This is a genomic window from Sabulicella glaciei (assembly GCF_026183895.1).
Taxonomy (GTDB): Bacteria; Pseudomonadota; Alphaproteobacteria; order Acetobacterales; family Acetobacteraceae; genus Roseococcus; species Roseococcus glaciei.
The window spans coordinates 16,537-38,739 of sequence record NZ_JAPFQI010000024.1 but is presented as its reverse complement, the minus strand read 5'-3'; the positions used below and the strand labels follow the sequence as shown (position 1 = coordinate 38,739).

The following is a 22,203-nucleotide window of genomic DNA, read 5'->3' as shown; positions in this document are numbered from 1 at the left end:
CTTTTGGGTAGCAGGGGGCGCACGTGGCCAACTTCCAGCTCGAACTCGTCTCGCCGGAAAAGCTCCTCCTCTCGCGGGAGGTGGAGATGGCGATCATCCCCGCCGCCGAGGGCGAGATGGGCGTCCTCGCCGGCCACGCGCCGATGATCGTGGCGCTGCGTGGCGGCACCATCCGCGTGCGCGAGAACGGGGTGGAGACGGAGAGCCTCTTCGTCGCCGGCGGCTTCGCCGAGATCACGCCGACCCGCGTGACCGTGCTGGCCGACGAGGCGACCCCGGTCGCCGATCTTTCGCGCGCCGAGGCGGAGCGCCGCATCGCCGAGGCCGAGGCGGCCTATGCCGAGGCCGCCATGGACACGCCGGAGCGCCGCGACGCCGCCATGGCTCGCCTGCTGTCCATGCGTGCCATGCGCGACGCGGCTCAGGCGGCTTGAAGCCCGCCCGCCGCCCGCGCATCTCCGTGCCATGAAGCACTGGACGATCGAGCAGGTGGCGTGGGATCGCTTCGATCCCGCAAAGGTGGACCCGGCGGTGATCCCGCTGGTGAAGGCCGCCGCCATGGTGGAGCGCAACGGCGACGACTATGCGCTCTACCTCAAATCCGTCTTCAAGGACGACCCGGATTTCCAGCTTGCCGCCGACAATTGGGCGGTGGAGGAAATCCAGCACGGCGACGCGCTGGGCAAGTGGTCCACCCTGGCCGACCCGTCCTTCGACTACATGGCCGCCTTCGCGAAGTATCGCGCCGGCTACACGGTCGACACCAAGGCCGACGCTTCCATCCGCGGCTCCCTCACCGGGGAGCTGATCGCGCGCTGCATGGTGGAGACTGGAACCTCCTCCTACTACACCGCCCTGGGCGAAGCCTCGGACGAGCCAGTGCTGAAGGAGATCTGCCGCCTCATTGCCGCAGACGAGTACCGGCACTTCAAGCTTTTCTACGATCACATGAAGCGGTACCTGCGCCGGGAGAACCTGTCCTTCCCGCGGCGGCTGCGCGTGGCTCTGGGCCGCGTCGGCGAGACAGAGGATGACGAGCTCGCCTTCGCCTTCCACTGCGCCAATGACGGGCCGGACGTTTCCTACGACCACGCCCGCTGTTCCGCCGGCTACATGGGTCGGGCCATGACCTATTACCGCTTCCGCCACATCGAGCGCGGCATGGGCATGATCTTCAAGGCGGTGGGGCTGGAGCCGCGCGGGCGGCTTTCCGCCCTCGCGGCCCGTGCCTCGTGGAAGCTGCTCGAATGGAAGCGCGACCGCTTCCTGCGCGCCCTGGCGGCGCAGCCTCCGCTTCCTCGCGCCGCCTGACGGGGGTGGCGCCGCGCCCCGCGTCGTGGCATGGCCGGGCCCCTCGATGCCCAGTTTCCTGCCCCACCTGCTCCTCGCCCTTCCGCTCGCGCTGGTTTCGGCCATCGCCGTGCGCGCGATGATCGCACGGCCCATCCTGGACCATCCGGATCACCGCAAGGCGCACCACAACCCCACGCCCAAGGGGGGCGGGCTCGGGCCGGTCCTGGCCTTCATCCTCGGCATGCTGGCGCTGCACCATGTCACGCCGCTGATGCCGCTGGCCGACACGCGCTACACCGGCGTGGTGCTGGCCGCGATCGCCATGGCGGCGGTGGCGCTGGCCGACGACATCCGCGACTTCCGCTTCCTGGTGAAGCTGGCGGCGCAGGCCGGCGCGGCGCTGGTGGCGATGGGCTCGGGCCTCGTGCTCCAGCGCTTGTCCCTGCCGTTCTTCGGCGAGGTGGAGCTCGGCGCACTGGGCCTCGCCATCACCCTGTTCTGGATCGTCGGCTGCACCAATGCGGTGAACTTCATGGACGGGATGGACGGGCTCGTGGCCGGCGTGGTGCTCGTGTCCTCGCTCGCCCTGGCGCTGATCGGCGCATTGGAGGGTGGCTGGTTCGTCTTCGCCGCCGGGCTGTTCCTGGCAGCGGGCTTCGCCGGGTTCCTGCCCTTCAACCTGCATCCGGCGCGCATCTTCATGGGCGATGTCGGCTCGCAATTCGCCGGCTTCATCCTAGCCGTGCTCGCCGTCGCGGCGGCGGGGTTCGAGAGCAGCCAGGTTTCCTTTCTGGTCGTGCCGCTGCTGCTTTTCGGCCTGCTCTGGGATGCCGGCTTCACCCTGCTGCGCCGCGCCCTGCTGGGCGAACGGGTGAGCGATCCGCACCGCACGCATCTGTACCAGATGGCGCAGCGGGCCGGCATGCGCGTGCCCGTCATCGCCGGGCTGCACTGGGGCTTCGCCGCGCTGGGGGCCGTGCTTTCCCTGGTCTTCCTGCAGCTGCCGCCGCCCGAGAAGCCGCTGGTGGTGCTGCCCGCCCTGCTGGCGCAGCTGGCCTGGACCGGCTTCGTCGCCCTTCGCGTGCGCCGCGCCGGGCTTTCCTGGCGCATCTGACAAGGCTTTCTTCACCTCCAGCGGCGATCCTCCATCCATGCGCATGGAGGAAGCCCGCTTGGCGGAACTGGCGCGTCTCGTGGAGGCGCTGGAACGGCTCGCCCCCCGGGCAGGGGATGAGCGCACGCAGGCACTGATCGCCGTTTCGCGCCAGCTTCTCGCCGAACCGCCGCGACGCCGCGCCGCCTTTGGTCCCAAGCTGCTGGTTCTGGGCGCCCTGCTGGCCGATGCGGTGGCGCTGGCCCTGGCGCTCCTCGCGCTGCTGACGCCCGATGCGCGGCTGCTGGTCCCGCCTGCGCTGTGGCTGCTGTGGCGGCTGCGCGCCCTGGCCTGGCTCCTCGAGGAAGCGGCGCTGCTTCTTTGGGACGCGGCCGCGCAGGGCTGGGACTGGCTTGCCGAGGCCTTCAGCCCGCGCGCCGCCCAGCGGCTGGAAGCGCGCCTCGCCGCCGCGGCCCTCCTGCGGCGCTGGCGCCGCCACGCAGCCTCCAGCCTGGATGAGCCGGTGCTGGAGGATTTCCTGGCCGGGTTCGGCCCGCGCCCTCCGCGGCTGGCACGCCCACGCCGCGCAGGGCGGCGGGCCCGCGCGGCGACTGCGCCATCGTCGCCCCTCCGCGCCGCGCCGCGCCTTTCGCGCGATGGCGCTGGACGGTGCCTTCCGGCCTGAGGCTTCACCCCCGCCGCCGCCCGTTCCGCCGCCCGCCGCGCCCGAGCCCGAGCCCGATCCGGCCGAACTGGCGCAGCGTGAGGCAAGACGGGGCGAAATCACCGCCCTGCTGCGCCGCAAGCGCGCCGAGGTGGACCAGGCGCATGGCTGGAAGCTCAAGACCGCCGCCGAGCACGAGCAGCGCGACCGTCACCTCGCCGGGCTGCGCGGCGAGATCGCGGCGCTGGAGGCGGAGGTGAAGGCGCTCAGTTGAGGCGCTTCGCCCGCTCCGCCTCGCGCAGGTAGTCCTCGGTGGTGCGGCTCGGCGGGCGCTCGGCAGCCGCGTAGGGGTCGAGGGCGTTCTCCGTCGCCTCCACCACGCGGCAATCCTCGCAAAGCTCCAGGGCGCGCAGCCGGGCCGGGTCGCGGAACATCCAGTGGCCGCTCGCCACCAGCTTGCTCTTCACCCGCTCGATGGAGGACTTCATGCCGAAGGATTTCGCGCAGCGCAGGCAGTGGAAGGGCTCCTCCTCCTTCACCACCGCGATGCGCGCGGCCTCGGGCCGTAGATCCAGGCGCGGCTCCAGCGTGATCACCTGTTCCGGGCAGGTCGCGGCGCAAAGCCCGCATTGCACGCAGGCTTCCTCCAAGAAGCGCAGCTGCGGCGTTTCCGGGTTGGCGGAAAGGGCACTGGTCGGGCAGACCATGGTGCAGGCGAGGCACAGGGTGCAGCCCGAGACCTCGACCCGCGCCACGCCGAAGGGCGCCTTCTCCTCCATGGCAATGACGGGGTGATGCCCGCCGGTTGCCGCGTCCAGGGCGCGGAAGGCCTGGCGCACCACCTCCCGCGGGGCGCCCATCGGCAGGAAGGTATCAGCCTCCCAGGTCGCGCGCAGGCCGCGCGTGTCGCGCAGCGCCTCGCCCAGGGTGAAGGGGTCGTCCGTCTCGATCGCCGTGGCGCGGGTGCCGCCCAGCCCCAACCTGTCCAGCGCGGCCTGCAGAAAGCCGAGGTTGCGGAACACGCCCTCCGTCCCGTGCGGGCGGCGCGCGGACAACAGCAGCCGCACCCCCGCCGCGCCCCAGGCGAAGGCGCCGGCCAGCAGGGACAGGTCCAGCTGCGACACCTCGTTCACCTTGAGGAGGATGACGCGTGCGGGCAGCCCGTCGCCGTGGCGGGACAGCGCGTCCAGCAGCGCCTCGCCATGGCCCTCGTCGTGGAACAGGATGATGGGATCGCGCCCGCCCGCCTCGCGGAAGCCCAGCAGGGTGGCGCGCATGCGCCGCGCCAGGGCGTCGGCGGTCGGCAAGGCATAGGTGATGGCGCCGGTGGGGCAGACCGCCGCGCAGGCGCCGCAGCCGGCGCAGATCTCGGCCGAGACCTCCACGTGATCCTTGCCGGTCGGAGTGATGGCGCCGGTGGGGCAAAGGTCGAGGCAGCGCGTGCAGCCGGTGCGGCGGTTGCGCGAATGGGCGCAGAGCCCGGCATCGAAGTGGACGAAACGCGGCTTGTCGAAGGTGCCGACCAGCTCGCCCGCAGCGGCGATGGCGCGCGTCAGCGCAGCCGCGTCGCCCGGCGCGGCGCGCAGGTAGCCCTGGCGCAGCTCATGCGTCGGGAAGAGGGGCGTGCCGCCGGAAAGATCCAGGATCAGGTCGCAGCGGGAGCTGGCGCCGTTCTTCTCCGGCCCCCATGCATAGGTCCCGCGCGAGGAAGGGGAGGGGGCGGCATAGCCATCCACCGTGACAGAGAAGGCGCCGAGCCAGCCCGTCGCCGCCCGGGCGCGGCCCTTGGCCACCGGGAACTCGGCGCGGCGCAGGGGCTGCACCTCCGCCTCGCCCGTCAGCAGAACGGTGACGTCCAGCCGGTCCATCAGGGCGCGCGCCGCTTCCAGTGCCGCTGCGTCGCGGCCCAGGATCAGCGCCACGCCCTTGCTCTCCAGCGCGACCAGCGGCGTGTCGCCCATGGGCACCGCCGCCCCGGCCAGCAGCCCGGCCATCTTCGGCCCCGCCTCGCGCCCCTCGGCGGACCAGCCCGCATGCTCGCGCACGTTCACGAAGTCGAGGGGATGGCGGAACCCCGCCTCCTCCGCCTCCTGGGCGAAAAGCGGCGCTTCCTGGGTGCAGGCGACGGTGACGGGACGGTTCTCGCCCAGCGCCGCGAGGAAGCGATCCAGCTGCGTCCGGCACAGCTGCTCGGCCGTCCGCACCTCGCCGCCGCAGCCGCGCGCGATGGCGCGGCCGTCGAGGTCCATCGTGTCCTCGCAGGAGCAGACGAGGTTGAGGCGCGTGGGAGCGGTCATGGTGGTGGTCTTTCTTCCCGGCGGGCTTGCGGGCGCTTATATCCCCCCGCGACACTCGGGATAGATGGGGATTTCCGCTTGCAGGTCGAAGGGCTTCCGCCGCTGCCCAGCGTATTTTCGCCACTTCGCCTGCGCGAGGCGGGGGATGCGATGGCCCGCGCCATCGCGCTGGCGCCCACGCGCGGGGCCGGGACGCTGTGCTGGGTCGGCTCGGCCCAGCGGGCGGAGGCGGCGGTGGTGCTGGAGCCGGATCGTCCGCTCGGCCTGGCGCGCATCGCCTTCCTCACCGGGTGCAACGCCCTGGCCGACGCGGTCTGCGCCATCGCCCCGCCCGAATTGCCGGTGCGCTGGCGCTGGCCCGGCACGCTCACGGTGAATGACGGCGTGGTGGGGGAGATGCGCATGGCGCTGCCCCCCGATGCGGCGGAAGGCGAGATCCCCGCCTGGCTGGTACTCGGCTTCGAATTGCGGCTGCGCTGGCCCGCCAGCGTCATTCCCGGCGAGCGCCCGGGCGAGACGTCCTTTTTCGAGGAAGGCTTCGACGAGCTGGATCCGGCGATCGTCACCGAACTTTTCGCCCGCCACCTGATGGCGAACATGGATGAATGGGAGGCGCGGGGCCTGCGCCGCGTTTCCGACAAGTACCTGGCGAGGCTGGAGGACGGGCAGGGGACGAAGCGCGGCATCGACCCCGCGACCGGCGCCCTGGTCCTCGAGCAGGATGGCCAGCGCGAAACGAGGGCGCTGCCGTGAGCGGCAAGCTGCTTCGCACGCTGCGCCTCGACGCGTCGGACGCGCTGGTGTTTCCTGTCGCCGCCGAGCCGGGGGAATGGGCGGTTCCCGGCGGCTTCGCCTTCTGGGACGACGCGCCGGCCTCCTTGTCCGGCAAGCGGCAGCAGGCCTTCCGCTCCGGCTTCCTGGGTCTCGGATCCTTCGGCTGGTCCACGCTGGTGGAGGTTGCGGACTGCCCGCCGGAGGGGCGCGCGGCCGCGCTGCACGCCCTGACAGCGCATATCCGCGAAGCCTATGGCGCGCCGGACGAGGCGGCGGCGACTGGCGCGGCGGAGGAGGAGCTGGGCTTCGCGGAATCCCTGTGCCGCGACCAGCCCGCCGGAACCGTGCTGGCGCTGCACCGCTCCCACGACGAGAACGGCGAGCAGCGCGAGGCCTTCCGCACGCTGCACCGGCGCGAGGTGCCTCATCGCGATTTCGGCGCCTTGCCCGTCTTCGCCATCGCCGAGGTGGAGGAGGCGGCGGAGGAACGTCCCGACCTCGCCGCGCTGCTGAAGGACCGGCAATGAGCCTGCTGTCGCCCGGCGATTTCTGGGTCGCCTCCGGCCACCATCTTTGCGACGTGTCGGAGGAGGGACGGCTGCTCGCCACCCCCGATCTGTGGCGCGCCTTCCTGGCCCGGCCCGAACTCCTCCCGCCGCCCGAGGCCTGCGACGCCGAGCGCGCCCTGCATGCGCGGCTCCTGGAGGAGCCGGGCGCCGCGGTGGACCCCACGCGCCTCGCCGACCCGGATGCCGTGGAGAACTGGCAGGTCTTCCTGTCCTTCCGCAACCGCGTGTCCGCCGCGCCGACGCTGGAGGCGGCGTGGCTGCGCCTGTTCCGCGAGGGGGTTTCGGGAGTGCCGCCCCTGTTTCTCGGCATGCTGACCCACCTCGTCGCCCGCGCGGCGATGGAAGGGGAAGGCGATGCCTTCACCCTGCGCGCCGCGGAGTGCCTGTTCCGCACCCAGCGCGCCGCCATCACGGTGGGCGCGACCCTGCTCGCCGATGAGGAGGTGGTGGACACCCGTCACGCCGGGGGCGACCTCGGCGCCCTGGGCCGGCTGCTCACCGAGGCCGGCGCACCGCCGCGCGAGGTGGAGCTGGAGGTGCTGAGCGAGGCGCTCGCCCCTGGCTATCGCGCCCGTTCCGACGCGCACGACCTGGCGCTGGACATCGCTGAGGGGCGGCCCGGCCAGCACGGCATGGCCCGGGCCCTGGAGCGCTTCATCCACCACCTGCTCGGCGAGCGCGTCGCGATCCGCCCCGTGCCTGTCATCGAGGACCGCAACTGGACTTGGCATGTCGGGCTGGATGCCGAGGCGACGCGCATCAGCAACGCGCTGTGGGAAGGCAAGAAGGTGTCCCAGGCGGAGCTCGCGCGCATCCTGTGGCTGGGCGTGCTGGAATTCGAGGATGCGACGCGGGTGTTGCCGCGCGCCCAAGGGAAGCCGGTCTATCTGGCCTTGGCGATGGATGCGGCGCAGCGCGTGCGGATGAAGGCGCAGAACCTCGCCACCAACCTGCCGCTGGTCGCGGCGGCGGACGCGGCATGAGCCTGCCGCCGACCTTGTCCGTGCCCGTCGCCGTGCTGGCGGAAAGCCGGCCCGGCGTGACGGTCTGGCAGGCGCGCGTCTGGCGCCCCCTGGCGGTGCTGGAGGAAGCCCCGCCCGTCCCCGCCTGGACGCGGCTGCGCGAGGAGGCTGGGCGAGAGGTGTTCTTTGCCGGCGCCGCCGAGGTGACGCTGCACCGCACCGACACGCCCAACTACAAGGACAATCTGGAGGCCGCGCAGCCGTTGATCTGGGTGCTGCTGCGCCCGGAGCCGGATGGCGAGGGGGTGATGCTGCAAGCGGTCACCGTGGATCCAGGCGAGGCGGAGATCTTCACCGAGGGCCCGCGCGACATCCTGGAATCCCTGCCCATGCCGCCGGGGATCCAATCCCTGCTGGCGGAGTTCGTGCGCGAGCACCATGTCGAGCGCGTGTTCCACAAGCGCAAGCGTGACCGGCAGGATCCGGACTCCATGGGCCGGAGGCAGCCGAAATGAGCGGCTTCCTCGGGCGCTGGTCGCAGCGCAAGCGCGCCGCGCTGCGCGGCGAGGAAACGGTGCCCGAGACCGAGGCACCGCCCGCCCCGCCGGCCGTCGAGGTGGAGCTGCCGCCTGCCTTCATTCCACCCGTGGCGGAAGCTGCTCCGGAGGCGTCGGTCGCCGCGCCGGAACCGGAAGCGGAGACCGAAGAGGAGTTCGGCCTCGCGAGCCTGCCGCCGCTGGATGCGCTGCACGCGGGCTCGGACTTCACGGCCTTTCTCCGCAAGGGCGTGCCGCTGGCCTTGCGCCACGCGGCGCTGCGCAAGGCCTGGGTGGCGGACCCGCTGATCCGCGACTACCTGTCGCCGCTCGATTACGGCTGGGACTTCAACACGCCGGGCGGCCTGCCCCCTGGCTTCTCCGACACGCTCGGCGAGACGGCGGAAAAGGTGAAGGAACTGCTGCGCCGCGCCATCGGCGAGCCGGAACCGGAGGCGGAGAAGCCCGAGCTCGTCGCCGCGGCGGAGGAAGCCGAGCCGGAGGCCGATGCCCCCGTTCCGGTCGAGGAAGCCGCGCCCGAGCCGGAGCCGCCCTTGCTGGTCGCGGAGGTGCCGCCTGCCCTCTCGCCGGAGGTGGACGGGGATGAGGCGATGCCGCGCCGGCGGCACGGGGGCGCCCTGCCGGCCTAGAACTCCTCTTTTGAGAATTACTCGCAATTGCAAGTAACGGGAAACAGGACGACACGAGTCCGTTATAAAACCCTGTTGCGACGCAATAATTCGGTCGTCAAAGGGCCCCCTTGCGTCATGGTTTGCTTGACCATGGTGCAAAACTTCTGCACAACTTATCGCATGGGTCGGGAATTGCCTGTGGACGGTCTGGAGGCCGCCATCACGGCCGCCGGAGGGATGGAATCCTTCCAGGCGAAGCTCGGAATCGCGCGCCGCACCGTCTTCCTGTGGAAGCAGTCCGGCATCCCGGCCGAGCGCGTGCCCGAGGTGGAGGCTGCGACGGGCATTCCCCGCCAGCGCCTTCGCCCCGACCTGTGGCCCGAGGCCGCTTCCCCCGTCGCCGCGCCCGATCCGCTGCGCGAAGGCCGGGCCAATCTCTACGCTCTGCTGGGCCATCTCCTTGCCGCCGCCCCGGATTCCGCCATGCTGCGGCGGCTTTCCGCCCTGCCGGGGGACGACACGCCGGTGGGCACCGCGCTTGGCGCGCTAGGGGAAGCGGCGCGGGCCGCCGACCCGATCTCGGCCGGGCGCGAGTATCACGACCTTTTCATCGGGCTGGGGCGCGGCGAGCTGCTGCCCTTCGCCTCCTACTACCTGACCGGCTTCCTGCACGAGCGGCCCCTGGCCGAGCTGCGCGGCGACCTCGCCCGGCTCGGCATCGCGCGCGCCGCCGCGGTGCCGGAGCCGGAGGACCACATCGCCTTCGAGTGCGAGGTGATGGCCGGATTGCTGCGCGGCGCGCCGGAGGAGGTGGATGCCTTCTTCGCCCGCCATCTTCGCCCGTGGGCGATGCGCTTCTTCGCCGACCTGGAGCTGGCCGAGGCCGCGGTGTTCTACCGTGCCGTCGGCGGCCTGGGCCGTGCCCTGATGGATGTGGAACTGGCCGCGGCGGAGCTGGCGGCCTGAATGAGCGGAAAGGGTGAGGCCATGCCGAACGACCAACAAGACGCGAGCCGGCGCCGCGGCTTCCTGAAGACGCTGGGCCTGGGCACCGCTGCCGCCGCGGCTTCCACCGCCCCGGCCCTGGCCGCCAATCCGCGCGCCGATGCCGTTCCCGCGCGCGACGCCCGCAAGGAAAGCCAGGAGAACCGCCGCGCCGCGCGATTCCAGCCGAATGCGCCGGGCGTGCAGGCCTTCATCCGCACCAACCGTTACGAGTACTGAGGAAACGCCGCCATGCTCATCAAGCGCACCGACGGCCGCGCCTCCCGCCAGCGCCTCGCCTCGGCCTATCAGGGCCTGTCCTCCGGCGGGCTGGACCGCCGCTCCTTCCTGAAGAATGCCGGGCTTGCCGGCGCAGGCGTGGCGGCGCTGGCCGGCATCGCTCCGCGCATGGCCGATGCCCAGGCGATCCGCGTCGGCGCCGCCGCCGGGGTGATCGACCACGGCGCGCCGGTGCAGCGCATCAAGAATGTCTGCACCCATTGCTCCGTCGGCTGCACCGTGACGGCCGAGGTGCAGAACGGTGTCTGGGTGGGCCAGGAGCCGACCTGGGAATCGCCGATTAACCGCGGCACGCATTGCGCCAAGGGCGCCTCGGTGCGTGAGCTGGTGCATGGCGACCGGCGCCTGAAATACCCGATGAAGCTGGTGAACGGCCAGTGGCAGCGCATCTCCTGGGACGTCGCGATGCGCGAGGTCGCGGAGAAGATGATCGAGATCCGCCGCCGCTCCGGCCCGGATTCCGTGTTCCTGCTGGGCTCCGCCAAGTTCTCCAACGAGGGTTCCTACCTGTACCGCAAGTTCGCGGCCTTCTGGGGCACGAACTCCGTCGACCACCAGGCGCGCATCTGCCATTCCACCACGGTGGCGGGCGTCGCCAACACCTGGGGCTACGGCGCGCAGACCAATTCCTACAACGACATCCGCAATTCCAAGACCATGATCGTCATGGGCGGGAATCCCGCGGAAGCGCATCCGATCGCCATGCAGCACGTGCTGAGCGGCAAGGAGATCAACCGCGCCAACTTCATCGTCATCGACCCGCGCTACAGCCGCACCGCCGCCCACTCCACCGAGTACATCCGCATCCGCCCGGGCACGGACATTCCCATCGTCTGGGGCATGCTGTGGCACATCCTGGAGAATGGCTGGGAGGACAAGGAGTTCATCCGCCAGCGCGTCTACGGCATGGAGGAGGTGCGCACCGAGGTCGCGAAGTGGCACCCGGCCGAGGTGGAGCGCGTCACCGGCGTTCCCGCTGAGCAGCTGAAGCGCGTGGCGCAGATGTTCGCCACCCAGAAGCCCTCGACGCTGATCTGGTGCATGGGCGCGACGCAGAAGACAGTCGGCACGGCCAATGTCCGCGCCTACTGCATCCTGCTGCTGGCCACGGGCAACGTGGGTGCGCCGGGCACGGGTGCCAACATCTTCCGCGGCCACTGCAACGTGCAGGGCGCGTCCGACTTCGGCCTCGATGTCGCGTCGCTGCCCGCCTATTACGGCATCGATGAGGCGGCATGGCGCCACTGGTCGCGCGTCTGGGACGTGTCCTTCGAAAGCATGCGCGCGCGCTTCGACACGCCGGCCATGATGAACACGCCGGGCATCCCGACCACCCGCTACTTCGACGGCATCCTCCTGCCGCGCGACCAGGTGCAGCAGCGCGACAACATCAAGGGCATGGTCGTGTTCGGCCATGGCGGCAACACCGTCACCCGCATGCCGGAGGCGGTGAAGGGCCTCGACGCGCTGGACCTGCTGGTCATCGCTGACCCGCATCCGACGACGCTCGCGGTGATGGGCAGTCGGCGGGAGAACACCTACCTCCTGCCCATCTGCACGCAGTTCGAGACCAATGGCTCGCGCACCTGCTCCAACCGCTCGGTGCAGTGGGGCAACAAGATCGTGGACCCGATCTTCGAGAGCCGCTCGGACTACCGGGTGATGTTCGACCTGTCCAAGGCGCTCGACGGCGCGGCGGAGCGGGCGAACATGACCATCCGCTTCGCCCAGGACATCTTCAAGCCGTACGAGATCGTCAACGGCGAGCCGACGGCCGAGAGCATCCTGAAGGAGATCAACCGCGGCGCCTGGGGCACGGGCTACACCGGCATCAGCCCCGAGCGGCTGAAGGCCCACATGGCCAACCAGGACAAGTTCGACCTGGTGACGCTGCGCGCGAAGGACGACGCGCCAGAAAGCATCCGCGGCGACTTCTACGGCCTGCCCTGGCCGTGCTGGGGCACGCCCGAGATGCGCCACCCCGGCTCGCACATCCTCTACAACACCAACCTGCACGTGAAGGAGGGCGGCGGCGCCTTCCGCGCCCGCTTCGGCGTGGAGCGCAACGGGCAGACCCTGCTGGCCGAGGGCTCCTTCTCCCGCGGGTCGGAGATCCAGGACGGGTATCCGGAGTTCACGGTCGCAGTGCTCAAGCGCCTCGGCTGGTTCGACGAGCTGACGGCGGAGGAGAAGGCGACCATCGCCCGCGTGGGCGAGGGCAACGAGGACCGCGTGTCCTGGATGACCGATCTTTCGGGCGGCATCATCCGCGTGGCGATGGAGCATGGCTGCTCGCCCTGCGGCAACGGCAAAGCGCGCGCCGTCGCCTGGAACCTGCCTGACCCGGTGCCGGTGCATCGCGAGCCGATCTACACGCCGCGCACCGACCTGCTTTCGCAGTATCCGGCCATGCCGGACCGCCGGGCCTTCCGCCTGCCTCATCTGGGGCAGTCGGTGCAGGCGCGCTCCAACACGGTGTCGCGCGACTTCCCGATCGTCCTCACCTCCGGCCGCCTCGTCGAGTACGAGGGCGGCGGCGAGGAGACGCGCTCCAACAAGTGGCTCGCCGAGCTGCAGCAGGACATGTTCGTCGAGATCCATCCGGAGGACGCCGCCGCGCGCTCCATCCGCGACGGGCAGTTCGTCTGGGTGATGGGCCCCGAGAACAACGCCCGCGTCCGGGTGAAGGCCCTGGTGACGGAGCGCGTCGGCAAGGGCGTCGCCTTCATGCCCTTCCACTTCGGCGGCTGGTACCAGGGCGACGATCTGCGCGCGAAATACCCGCAGGGCGCCGACCCGATCGTGCTCGGCGAGAGCGCGAACACCGTCACGACCTATGGCTATGACCCGGTGACCTACATGCAGGAAACCAAGGTCACGCTGTGCCAGATCCGCGCGGCATAAGGAGAGACCACCATGGCCCGCCTGAAGTTTCTTTGCGACGCGGACCGCTGCATCGAGTGCAACGCCTGCGTCACGGCCTGCAAGAACGAGCACGAGGTGCCCTGGGGCATCAACCGCCGACGCGTCGTCACCATCAATGACGGCAAGCCGGGCGAGCGCTCCATCTCCATGGCGTGCATGCACTGCACCGACGCCCCCTGCGCGGCGGTGTGCCCGACCAACTGCTTCTATTTCACGGCCGATCACCTCGTCCTGCACGACAAGGACACCTGCATCGGCTGCGGCTACTGCTTCTACGCCTGCCCCTTCGGCGCGCCGCAATATCCGCGCGTCGGCAACTTCGGCGGCCGCGGCAAGATGGACAAGTGCACCTACTGCGCCGGCGGTCCGCAGCAGGACAACAGCGCAGTGGAATACATCCAGTACGGCTCCAACCGCATCGCCGAGGGCAAGCTGCCGCTCTGCGCGGAGATGTGCTCCACCAAGGCGCTGCTGGCCGGCGATGGCGAGATCATCGCCCAGATCTATCGCGAGCGCGTGCAGCGCCGCGGCTATGGCTCGGGCGCCTGGGGCTGGCGCACGGCCTATCGCGAGACGGTGAACGTTTGATGCGCGGAATCTCCTCCCTTCTCCTCGCGGCGCTGCTTCTCGCGGCGCCGGTGGCTGCGCAGACCGTCGCGCCCTCGCCGGCCATGCCGACCGAGCGTCCGAATCCTGGCGCCTCGGACGTGCAGAGCGCGGCGCCGGGCGTCGGCGAAAGCCGGGGCGACGGCCAGCCCGCGCGCCAGAATCCGGAAGCCGCCAACCCCGAGCGCGCCACCGGCGCAGCGCCCGGCCCCGTGCCGCAGCAGGCGACACCCACCCCGACAGCGCCCATCCCGGCCCCGCCGCCGATGACCGCGCGCGGCCCCTCGGCCGAGGAACTGGAACTGCAGCGCGCCCTCCAGGGCGGCCGCATCGAAGGCCGCGTCACCATCCCGAACCAGTCCGCCGGGATTCTGGTGCAGCCCGAAGGGCGATCCTGGCGCCAGTTCCACAACGTCACCCTCACTTGGGTGGGCGGCATCGCGGTCGGCGGGATGCTGCTGCTCCTCGTCGCCTTCTTCCTGCTGCGCGGGCGCATGGCGATGACGGAAGGCCGCTCCGGCCGCACGATCCAGCGCTTCAACGCGCTGGAGCGGGCAAATCACTGGATGGTCGCCTCCTCCTTCATCGTGCTGGGGCTGTCGGGGCTGAACATCACCTTTGGCCGCTACCTGCTGCTGCCGCTCATCGGGCCGGAGGCGTTCTACCTCGTCTCGCAATACGGCAAGATCGCGCACAACTTCCTGGCCTTCCCCTTCACCCTCGGCCTCATCGTGATGCTGCTGCTCTGGGTGCGGGACAACATTCCCGACCGGACCGATGTCGACTGGTTCAAGTCCTTCGGCGGGTTCTTCGGCGGCGCCCATCCCCAGGCCGGGCGGTTCAACGCCGGGCAGAAGGTGGTGTTCTGGATCACGGTGCTGGGCGGCGGCCTCGTCGCGGCCTCGGGCTACTTCCTGATCTTCCCCTTCTGGGGCCCGCTCGACGTCAACGACATGCAGCTGGCGCACATCGTCCACAGCGTGCTGTCGGTGCTGATGATCGCCGCGATGCTGGCGCATATCTACATCGGCTCCATCGGCATGGAGGGTGCCTATGACGCCATGGGTTCCGGCCAGGTGGACCTGAACTGGGCGCGCGAGCATCACGGCCTCTGGGTGGACCAGGAGATGGCCAAGGCCCGCGAGGTCGTGGCCCCTGCCGGGGCCCGCCCCGCTGGCGACTGAATGCGGCTGATCGGGCTTGCCGGCTGGAGCGGAGCCGGCAAGACCACCCTCCTCCAGCGTGTAATCCCCTGCCTGACCGGGCAGGGGATTTCCGTTTCCACGCTCAAGCATGCCCATCACGGCTTCGACCTGGACCAGCCGGGCAAGGACTCGCACACCCATCGCGAGGCGGGGGCGCACCAGGTCCTGGTCGCCTCGGCCCGGCGCTGGGCGCTGATGACCGAACTGCGCGGCGCGCCCGAGCCGCCCTTGGCGGAGTTGCTGCGCCGGCTTGATCCGGTGGACCTCGTCATCATCGAGGGGTTCAAGCGCGACGCCCACCCGAAGATCGAGGTGCACCGCGCCGGCAACGGCAAGCCCTGGCTGCACCCGGAGGACCCGCGCATCCTCGCCGTCGCCAGCGACGTGGCCCCGCCGGCGGGCGCGCCGCCGCATCTGCGCCTCGACGACATCGAGGCCATCGCGCGCGCCATGCTTCGCCACGCCGAGCGTTTCTGAGCCATGGCCCAGCTCTCGGATGACTGCTTCGTCTTTGGCGGCCCCCTTCTCAGCGTGGAGGAGGCGCAGACGCTGATCCTCCAGCGCGTCGCCCCGCTGGGCGGCGAGGAGGCGGTGGCGCTGACGGAGGCTGCCGGGCGGGTGCTGGCCCGGCCGCTCCTGGCGCACACGCCGTTGCCGCCCTTCTTCAACTCCGCCGTGGATGGCTACGCCTTCCGCCACGCCGACCTCACACCCGGGGGAGAGACCCGCCTGCGCCTCGCCGGACGCGTGGCGGCGGGGGAGGCAGCCTCCCCCCTCGCCCCCGGCACGGCCGCGCGCATCTTTACCGGCGCGCCCATGCCGGAAGGCGCCGACACGGTGATGATGCAGGAGGATGCGCGCACCGAGGGCGATGCGCTCCTGCTTCCCCCGGGGCTGAAGCCGGGCAGCAATGCCCGCCCGGCCGGCGAGGACATCGCGCGGGGCGCCGAGGCGCTGCCCGAGGGGGTGCGGCTGCGGGCGATGGAGATCGGCCTCGCCGCCGCGCTGGGCCATGCCAGCTTGCCGGTGCGGCCGAAGCTGCGCGTCGGCGTCTTTTCCACGGGCGACGAGCTGGCGGAGCCGGGCGCCGCGCTCGGACCCGCACAAACCTTCGACAGCAACCGCTTCACCCTGATGGCGCTCGCCGCGCGCCTGCCCTGCGCGGTGTCCGACCTCGGCATCCTGCCCGATGACCGCGACGCGACGGCGCGGGCACTGCGGGATGCGGCATCGCGTCACGACCTGCTCCTGTCCTCCGGCGGCGTTTCCACCGGCGAGGAGGACCACGTGCGCGCGGCGGTGGAAGCGGCGGGGCGGCTGGTCTTCTGGCGGCTGGCGCTGAAGCCGGGGCGCCCGGCGGCGATGGGAGTGGTGGACGGCACGCCCATGGTGGGGCTGCCGGGCAATCCGGTCGCGGCGGTGGTCACCTTCCTCCACCTCGCGCGGCCGCTGATCCTGCGCCTTGCCGGCGCGCGGCCGGAAGTCCTTTCACGCTTTGCGGCATCTTCTCGCTTCGGCTACCGCAAGAAGGCCGGGCGGCGTGAATATGTCCGGGTCGCGCTATGGTCCGGCGAAGCTGGTCTCCAGGCGGAGAAATTTCCGCGCGAGGGGGCGGGTCTGCTGTCCTCGCTCACCCTTTCCGATGCTTTCGCCGAATTGCCGGAAGCGGTGACGGAGGTGTCTCCCGGCGACGCTCTGGCTGTGCTTCCCTTTTCCTCCCTGTTCTAGAAAAGAAAGGAAGCGCCGTGACCGTCTCCGTCACGCGGGAGGGGGCGGTGACCACGCTGCGCCTCGACCGCCCCGAGAAGAAGAACGCCCTCACCCAGGCCATGTACCGCGACCTGTCCGAGGGGCTGCGCTCCGCGGAGGCCGACCCGCAGGTGCGCGTCGTGCTGCTGGCGGGCGGGACGGATTTCTGCGCCGGCAACGACATCGCCGACTTCGCTGCCCGCAAGGAGGAGGGGCCGAGCGAGGCCTTCCACTTCCTCGGCGCGCTGGTGGGCTTCCGGAAGCCGGTGGTGGCAGCGGTGCGCGGCCATGCGGTCGGCATCGGCACGACTCTGCTGCTGCATTGCGACGTGGTGGTCGCCTCGGAATCCGCGCGTCTGGTGATGCCTTTCACCAAGCTTGGGCTGGTTCCGGAGGCGGGGTCCTCCATGCTGCTGGCGCGGCGCGTGGGCGCGGCGCGGGCGCGCTGGTGGCTGCTCTCCGGCAGCCCGGTCAGCGGGCACGAGGCGGCGCAGGCCGGCCTCGTCACCCGCGCCGTGCCGGATGACGCGGTGGAGGAGGAGGCGCGTTCCATGGCCGAGACCCTGGCCGCCCTGCCGCCCGCCGCCATGGCCGAAACCAAGCGCCTCGTCCTCGCCGCCGAGAAGGAAGCGCTGGAGGCGACGATGCAAGCCGAGCGGGACAGCTTCGGCCGCATGCTGCGCGGCGAGGAGGCGCAGGCGATCTTCCGGCAGTTCCTCAACCGTTCGGGGTGATCACCACCCGCCCGGCGGAGCGGCGCGAGGCGACCTCGTCCATCGCCTCGCGAAACTGCTCCAGCGGGAAGCGCGCGTGGATCTCGGGGCGGAGCTTGCCCTCCGCCCACCAGCCGCACAGCCGGTCCCACAGGGCGCGGGCGCGTGGGGCGTGAAGCCGGCGGTTGTCGCCGGGCGACCAGCCGACATAGGTGCCCCAGTTCAGGCCGGCGACGCCGATGTTCTTCAGCAGCAGGATGTTGGCCGCGACGGTCGGGATGCCACCGGCGGCGTAGCCCACCGTCACCAGCGTGCCGCCATCGCGGAGGCAGCGCAGCGAGTCGTCGAAGGTGTCGCCGCCCAACACGTCGAGCACGCAATGCACGCCTTCCGTCGCCTCCCGCACCGCGTCCCGAAAGGGCAGGGCGCTGTCCAGCACGAGGTCGGCGCCGCGCTCGTGCAGCATCGCGTGCTTGGCGGCGCCGGCGCGGGCGACGACCTGGCACCCCAGCGCCTTCGCCACCTCCACCCCCGCGAGGCCGACGCCGCCCGCCGCGCCGTGCACCAGCACCCAGTCGCCCGGCTGCACCGTCCCGCGCCAGATCAGCGCAGAGGCGGCGGTGGGATAGGAAATGGGCATGGCCACCCCGGCCAGGGGATCGGGCACGCCCTCGGGGATGGGGATGCAGTGGATGGCGTCCACCACCGCCTCCTCCGCCATCGCGCCCCAGTCCAGCACGGCGAAGACGCGCGTCCCGGCGGGGAGGGGACCTTCCAGCACCGTGCCCACCGCCTCCGTGCCCGGGGTGAAGGGCAAGGGCGGCTTGCGCTGGTACTTGCCCGCCACGACGAGCTGCGAGGCGAAGGACACGCCCGCCGCCTCCACCTTCAGCCGCACCGCGCCCTCGCGCAGCGGCGGCGGCGGGATGTCGCGCAGCTCCAGCTCGTTCCAGGAGCGCCAGGAGGGGCAGACCAGCGCCTTCATTCGGCGCGGATCCCCGCGTCGCGCACCAGCTGGCCCCAACGGTCGGATTCGCTGCGGACGAAGCGCGCGTACTCGGCGGGCTCGGACAGGATCGGGATGGCGCCCATCGCGGCGAGGCGTCCCGAGGCCTCGGGCTGCGCCATCCCCTGGGCCAGCGCGTCGCGCATGCGCTTCGCCACCGCGTCGGGCAGGCGCGGCGGACCCCACAGCCCGTACCAGGTGGCGATCTCGTAGCCCGGCACGCCGGCCTCGGCGACGGTGGGAAGATCGGGCGTTTCCGGCAGGCGCGCGGCGGTGGAAACGGCGATGGCGCGCAGCCGCCCCTCGCGCACATGCCCGGCGCTGCTGGCGAGGCTGTCGAACATCACGTCCACCGTGCCGCCGAGCAGGTCGGTGAGGGCGGGGCCCGAGCCGCGATACGGCACGTGGGTGAGGTCCACCCGCGCCAGCAGCTTGAACAGCTCGCCGGCCAGGTGCGGCGCGCCACCGATGGAGGAGGAGGCGTAGGTGAGCCGCCCCGGCCGCGCCCGCGCCGCCTCGATCAGCCCTGCGATGTCGCGGATGGGCGAGGCGGAAGGCACCACCGCCACCAGCGGCACCTTCACCAGCTCCGTCACCGGCGTGAAATCGGCCAGCGCGTCATAGGGCAGGTTCGGCTGGAGGTGCGGCACGATGACGTGGGCGGAGGCGTTGACCATGAACACCGTGCCGTCCGGCGTGGCGCGCGCCACTTCCCCCGCGCCGATGGAGCCGCTGCCGCCGGCGCGGTTCTCCACCACCGTCGGCACCGGCATGGCGGCGGCGGCGACGCGGCCCACGAGGTCGGTGGGGCCGCCGGGCGGATAGGGCACGACGAAGCGGATGGGGCGCGAGGGCCACTCCGGTTGCTGCGCCAGGGCCGGCATGGCCAGCGGTAGCAGCAGCGCCGCGCGTCTCGTGCTTCGCATGGTCGTCCCTTCCCATCCGGTGGTTTTGCGGCACGATACCGGCGCAGGAGGAAACGCGCCAATGCCAGGACCCTATGAGGGGATTTTCGTCCTTGATGCCGCGCAGGGCATCGCCGGGCCGCATTGCGGCCAGCTTCTCGCGCAGGCGGGGGCGCGGGTGATCAAGCTGGAGCCGCCCAAGGGCGATTGGTCGCGCGGGCTGACCACGCGCGCCAACTCGCACAGCGTGATGCATTCCTGCTTCAACCGCGGCAAGGAGGCGGTCGTGCTCGACCTTGCCGACCCGCGGGACCAGGAGCGGGCGCGGGCGCTGGCGGCGAGGGCGGACGTGCTGATCGAGGCCTTCCGCCCTGGCGTGGCGCAGCGGATCGGGCTGGGGCCGGAAGCGGCGAAGCCGGATGCGGTGTGCATCTCCGTCTCGGGTTTCGGCCAGGGCGGGCCGCATCGCGAGCGTCCCTGCACGGATGGCGTCGCCCAGGCCTATACCGGCCTCGTCGCCTGCAACGTGGGCGCGGACGGCATCCCGCACCGGCTGAACACGCTGCCGGTGGACGTGTTCACCGGCCTGTCCGCCTTCGCCGCCTGCCAGGCAGCCCTGGCCGAGCAGGCGCGCGACCGCAGGGAGGGCAATCCGCCCCGGCGGCGCCACCTGGACGTGTCGCTGATGCAGTCGGCGGCGGCGCTTCTGGTGCTGCCCATCGCGGAGTCCGGGCTGCTGGGCCGGATGCCGGCCGAGTTGAATGTGCCGGCCGGCACCTACCAGGGCAGCGATGGCGCCTGGTTTATGATCGCCATGGTGCGCGAGGAGGAATGGGTGACCTTCTGCCGCGAGGCCGGAGTGCCCGGACTGCCCGAGGATCCGCGCTTCGTGTCCTTCGCGGAGCGCGCGCGCCACAAGCCGGCGCTGATGGAGATCCTACGCCCGCTGCTGCAAGGCCGGACGGCCGCGGATTGGGTGACGCGGTTCCAGGCGGCGCGGCTCCTGTGCGACCGCGTCAACTCGCCGCTGGATTTCCTGGCCGATCCGCATGCCCAGGCGATGCAGGTGGCGCCGTCCATGGAGCAGCCGGGGCTGGGCGCCATGCCCATGGCCTCCATCCCGGGCATCGGGCCCTGGACGGCCCCCGCACCCGCGCTGGGCGAGCATACGGAGGCAATCCTGCGCGAGATCGAGGCCTGAGGTTTGATTGAGCACGGATTTGGCTGGCGGCGATCCGTGGCCTTGCGGCCGTGTGGACCTGCCCGCGCTCACCGATATCCATGGGAAACGCGCCCATCGAACCAACCTGAACGGCGCCGGGCATTTGTTGCGTCGGAGAAACTTACAAAGTTGCATGCTTTCAAAAAAGATACTGTCGCAACGAATTGATTTTGCATGAAAAGACACTTTGGCATAGTTGTTGCCTTCCCCCTGCCGCAGCCTTTCCGGGAGGGCGGTGCTCTTTCCTCCGCCTGTCACCAAGGCTGCGCATCATGGAGGAATATCATGCGTGAGTATTTGACGTGGCGCCGCTGGCTGCGCTCCGGCGTGGCGTTTTCGGCGCTGGCCGGGGCTACTTTCCTGGCCCTGCCGCAAGCCGCGGAAGCGGCCCCCATTCCGGCCGGCTATTCCTGCGTTGGCGCTTGCGGCACCCTCGGCGCCGATGGCGTCGTGACGGCGCCCCCGGTCGGCGGCAGCACCTATCAGTATGTCAGCACTTGGGGCGGGACCAATGGTGTTGGTTCCTTGCCGGGTGTCGGCGGGACAGGGTCTCCGACGGACGGCTCCACGCTGAGCACGCCGGTCTTCGCGGCGCAGGCGGGTGACGCGCTGAACTTCGCCTTCAACTACGTCACCTCGGATGGTTCCGGGTACGCCGACTATGCCTGGGCCCGTCTGGTGACCGATGCGAACGTGGAAGTGGCGCTGCTCTTCACCGCGCGCACCACGCCGGGCGGCGACACCGTGCCGGGCTTCGGCATGCCTACCCCCGCGGCGACGCTGTCCCCGGCATCCACCCCCATCAACCCGGGTGCGACCATCTGGTCGCCGCTCGGTGCCGACAGCGGTCGCTGCTTCAACGGCCCGACCGCTGGCTGCGGCAACACCGGCTGGATCCTGTCGAACTACACGATCGCCGCGGCGGGCAACTACAAGCTTCAGTTCGGCGTCACCAACTGGAACGACACCCAGTTCGCCTCCGGCATGGCGATCGCCGGCGTGACGGTGGGCGGCAAGCCGATCGATCCGGTTCCGGTGCCGGAGCCCGCTTCGCTGGCGCTGCTCGGCTTCGGCTTGGCCGGCGTCGCCGCGATGCGCCGTCGCCGCAAGGTAGGCTGACAAGGCCGGGACCGCGTCCCGCCCCTTCACCCCGCCGCCCTTCCAAAAGGAGGGCGGCGGCCTCCTCATCGCCGCGCCAGCGCGACCAGGTAGCGGCAGGCCTGGCGTCCGGACGGATTCGACAGGGCGCAGTCCTGCGGCCGCGACAGATCATAGGCCAAGCAGTCACCGGGCCCGAGCGCCGTGTCCTCTTCCCCCTCGGTCACCACCAAGCGCCCCGACAAGACCCAGACGCATTGCCCGCGCAGCAGGGCGTAGGACGCGGCGGGGTAATCCACCCGTGCGCCGGGCGGCAATTCCACGAGCACCAGCTCCGGATCGGCCCCGGGCGGCGTCAGCGAGCGGCGCAGATAGCCGGTCTCGGGATCGGTCCAGAGCTGCTGCTCCGCCGCGCGGGCCAGGCGACCCGCACCGCCATCGGCCTCCGCCCGCGCCAGCAGCGTCGAGACGGTGAGGCCCAGCGCGCCGGAAAGCCGACCGAGCAGCGAGGCGGTCGGGCTGGCCTCCGCGCGCTCCACCTTGGAGATCATGGCGCGCGACACGCCGGATTGTTCGGCCAGCTCCGCGATGCTCCAGCCCCGCGCCTCGCGCTCCCGTCGGATGCGGGCGGCGAGCAGGGCGCCGAGCGGGTCGGGCTCTGTCATCATGG

24 protein-coding genes are annotated in these 22,203 nt (G+C 71.2%); 20 read left to right on the top strand and 4 right to left on the bottom strand.

Features of this window, described 5'->3' with window-relative positions:
- The first annotated feature begins 23 nt into the window (after positions 1-23).
- Genes OF850_RS20385 through OF850_RS20365 form a run of 5 tightly spaced genes read left to right on the top strand, consistent with a single transcriptional unit; the run spans position 24 to position 3,324 of the window.
- Positions 24-434, top strand: coding sequence for a F0F1 ATP synthase subunit epsilon (locus OF850_RS20385; protein WP_301592173.1), 411 nt, complete (start codon positions 24-26; stop codon positions 432-434).
- A 31-nt stretch (positions 435-465) separates the two neighbouring features.
- Positions 466-1,311, top strand: a complete 846-nt coding sequence (locus OF850_RS20380) for a ferritin-like domain-containing protein (RefSeq protein ID WP_301592172.1) — start codon at positions 466-468, stop codon at positions 1,309-1,311.
- A 46-nt stretch (positions 1,312-1,357) separates the two neighbouring features.
- Complete coding sequence (locus OF850_RS20375; RefSeq protein WP_301592171.1) at positions 1,358-2,407, top strand: glycosyltransferase family 4 protein; 1,050 nt, start codon at positions 1,358-1,360, stop codon at positions 2,405-2,407.
- Between the two features lie 37 nt (positions 2,408-2,444).
- Positions 2,445-3,071 carry a hypothetical protein gene (locus OF850_RS20370; protein WP_301592170.1) on the top strand — a complete coding sequence of 209 codons (627 nt, stop codon included), beginning with the start codon at positions 2,445-2,447 and terminating at the stop codon, positions 3,069-3,071.
- Entirely contained in the window at positions 3,043-3,324 is a 282-nt protein-coding gene (locus tag OF850_RS20365) for a hypothetical protein (protein ID WP_301592169.1), read from the top strand. The genes OF850_RS20370 and OF850_RS20365 overlap by 29 nt, the downstream gene beginning before the upstream one ends.
- On the opposite strand, the gene OF850_RS20360 is transcribed toward OF850_RS20365, so the two are convergent.
- Positions 3,317-5,347, bottom strand: coding sequence for a 4Fe-4S dicluster domain-containing protein (locus OF850_RS20360; RefSeq protein ID WP_301592168.1), 2,031 nt, complete (start codon positions 5,345-5,347; stop codon positions 3,317-3,319). The two genes, OF850_RS20365 and OF850_RS20360, sit on opposite strands and share 8 nt — an antisense overlap.
- A 78-nt stretch (positions 5,348-5,425) precedes the next feature.
- Here OF850_RS20360 and OF850_RS20355 point away from each other — a divergent pair, with 78 nt between their 5' ends.
- The 13 genes from OF850_RS20355 (at position 5,426) to OF850_RS20290 (ending at position 17,323) form a co-directional block, all read left to right on the top strand.
- Positions 5,426-6,100, top strand: a complete 675-nt coding sequence (locus tag OF850_RS20355; protein ID WP_301592167.1) for a biotin/lipoate--protein ligase family protein — start codon at positions 5,426-5,428, stop codon at positions 6,098-6,100.
- Positions 6,097-6,648, top strand: a complete 552-nt coding sequence (locus OF850_RS20350) for a DUF6505 family protein (protein ID WP_301592166.1) — start codon at positions 6,097-6,099, stop codon at positions 6,646-6,648. The genes OF850_RS20355 and OF850_RS20350 overlap by 4 nt, the downstream gene beginning before the upstream one ends.
- A complete protein-coding gene (locus OF850_RS20345) occupies positions 6,645-7,673 on the top strand; it encodes a DUF6352 family protein (protein ID WP_301592165.1) in 1,029 nt (342 codons plus the stop codon). The genes OF850_RS20350 and OF850_RS20345 overlap by 4 nt, the downstream gene beginning before the upstream one ends.
- Positions 7,670-8,167, top strand: a complete 498-nt coding sequence (locus OF850_RS20340; RefSeq protein WP_301592164.1) for a DUF3305 domain-containing protein — start codon at positions 7,670-7,672, stop codon at positions 8,165-8,167. The genes OF850_RS20345 and OF850_RS20340 overlap by 4 nt, the downstream gene beginning before the upstream one ends.
- Positions 8,164-8,838, top strand: a complete 675-nt coding sequence (locus OF850_RS20335) for a DUF3306 domain-containing protein (protein ID WP_301592163.1) — start codon at positions 8,164-8,166, stop codon at positions 8,836-8,838. The genes OF850_RS20340 and OF850_RS20335 overlap by 4 nt, the downstream gene beginning before the upstream one ends.
- Positions 8,839-9,018: 180 nt before the next feature.
- The gene (locus OF850_RS23790; protein ID WP_368044712.1) at positions 9,019-9,786 is read left to right on the top strand and encodes a molecular chaperone TorD family protein; all 768 of its coding nucleotides are present in this window, start codon (positions 9,019-9,021) and stop codon (positions 9,784-9,786) included.
- Positions 9,787-10,044: a twin-arginine translocation signal domain-containing protein gene (locus OF850_RS20320; RefSeq protein WP_301592162.1), complete on the top strand. Its 258-nt coding sequence runs from the start codon at positions 9,787-9,789 to the stop codon at positions 10,042-10,044. It abuts the gene before it with no gap.
- Between the two features lie 12 nt (positions 10,045-10,056).
- Positions 10,057-13,008 carry a formate dehydrogenase subunit alpha gene (locus OF850_RS20315; RefSeq protein WP_301592161.1) on the top strand — a complete coding sequence of 984 codons (2,952 nt, stop codon included), beginning with the start codon at positions 10,057-10,059 and terminating at the stop codon, positions 13,006-13,008.
- A gap of 12 nt (positions 13,009-13,020) precedes the next feature.
- A complete protein-coding gene (fdh3B, locus tag OF850_RS20310; RefSeq protein ID WP_301592160.1) occupies positions 13,021-13,617 on the top strand; it encodes a formate dehydrogenase FDH3 subunit beta in 597 nt (198 codons plus the stop codon).
- The gene (locus OF850_RS20305) at positions 13,617-14,819 is read left to right on the top strand and encodes a formate dehydrogenase subunit gamma (RefSeq protein WP_301592159.1); all 1,203 of its coding nucleotides are present in this window, start codon (positions 13,617-13,619) and stop codon (positions 14,817-14,819) included. Before fdh3B ends, OF850_RS20305 begins: the two co-directional genes overlap by 1 nt.
- Positions 14,820-15,317: a molybdopterin-guanine dinucleotide biosynthesis protein B gene (mobB, locus tag OF850_RS20300; RefSeq protein WP_301592158.1), complete on the top strand. Its 498-nt coding sequence runs from the start codon at positions 14,820-14,822 to the stop codon at positions 15,315-15,317.
- 3 nt (positions 15,318-15,320) lie between these two features.
- Positions 15,321-16,568 (top strand): molybdopterin molybdotransferase MoeA, encoded by a 1,248-nt coding sequence (locus OF850_RS20295; protein ID WP_301592157.1) that lies wholly within the window; start codon positions 15,321-15,323, stop codon positions 16,566-16,568.
- Positions 16,569-16,585: 17 nt separating this feature from the next.
- Positions 16,586-17,323, top strand: coding sequence for an enoyl-CoA hydratase-related protein (locus OF850_RS20290; protein WP_301592156.1), 738 nt, complete (start codon positions 16,586-16,588; stop codon positions 17,321-17,323).
- Here OF850_RS20290 and OF850_RS20285 read toward each other — a convergent pair.
- Both OF850_RS20285 and OF850_RS20280 read right to left on the bottom strand, forming a co-directional pair.
- The gene (locus OF850_RS20285; protein ID WP_301592155.1) at positions 17,307-18,287 is read right to left on the bottom strand and encodes an NADPH:quinone oxidoreductase family protein; all 981 of its coding nucleotides are present in this window, start codon (positions 18,285-18,287) and stop codon (positions 17,307-17,309) included. The two genes, OF850_RS20290 and OF850_RS20285, sit on opposite strands and share 17 nt — an antisense overlap.
- Positions 18,284-19,234, bottom strand: a complete 951-nt coding sequence (locus OF850_RS20280) for a Bug family tripartite tricarboxylate transporter substrate binding protein (protein WP_301592154.1) — start codon at positions 19,232-19,234, stop codon at positions 18,284-18,286. Before OF850_RS20280 ends, OF850_RS20285 begins: the two co-directional genes overlap by 4 nt.
- Positions 19,235-19,295: 61 nt before the next feature.
- Here OF850_RS20280 and OF850_RS20275 point away from each other — a divergent pair, with 61 nt between their 5' ends.
- Together OF850_RS20275 and OF850_RS20270 are read left to right on the top strand one after the other, a co-directional pair.
- On the top strand, positions 19,296-20,414 hold the full coding sequence (locus OF850_RS20275; RefSeq protein ID WP_301592153.1) for a CaiB/BaiF CoA transferase family protein: 1,119 nt from the start codon (positions 19,296-19,298) through the stop codon (positions 20,412-20,414).
- A gap of 306 nt (positions 20,415-20,720) precedes the next feature.
- Positions 20,721-21,554, top strand: a complete 834-nt coding sequence (locus tag OF850_RS20270) for an NF038132 family protein (protein ID WP_301592152.1) — start codon at positions 20,721-20,723, stop codon at positions 21,552-21,554.
- Positions 21,555-21,619: 65 nt separating this feature from the next.
- On the opposite strand, the gene OF850_RS20265 is transcribed toward OF850_RS20270, so the two are convergent.
- Positions 21,620-22,201 (bottom strand): helix-turn-helix domain-containing protein, encoded by a 582-nt coding sequence (locus tag OF850_RS20265; RefSeq protein WP_301592151.1) that lies wholly within the window; start codon positions 22,199-22,201, stop codon positions 21,620-21,622.
- Positions 22,202-22,203 lie beyond the last annotated feature (2 nt).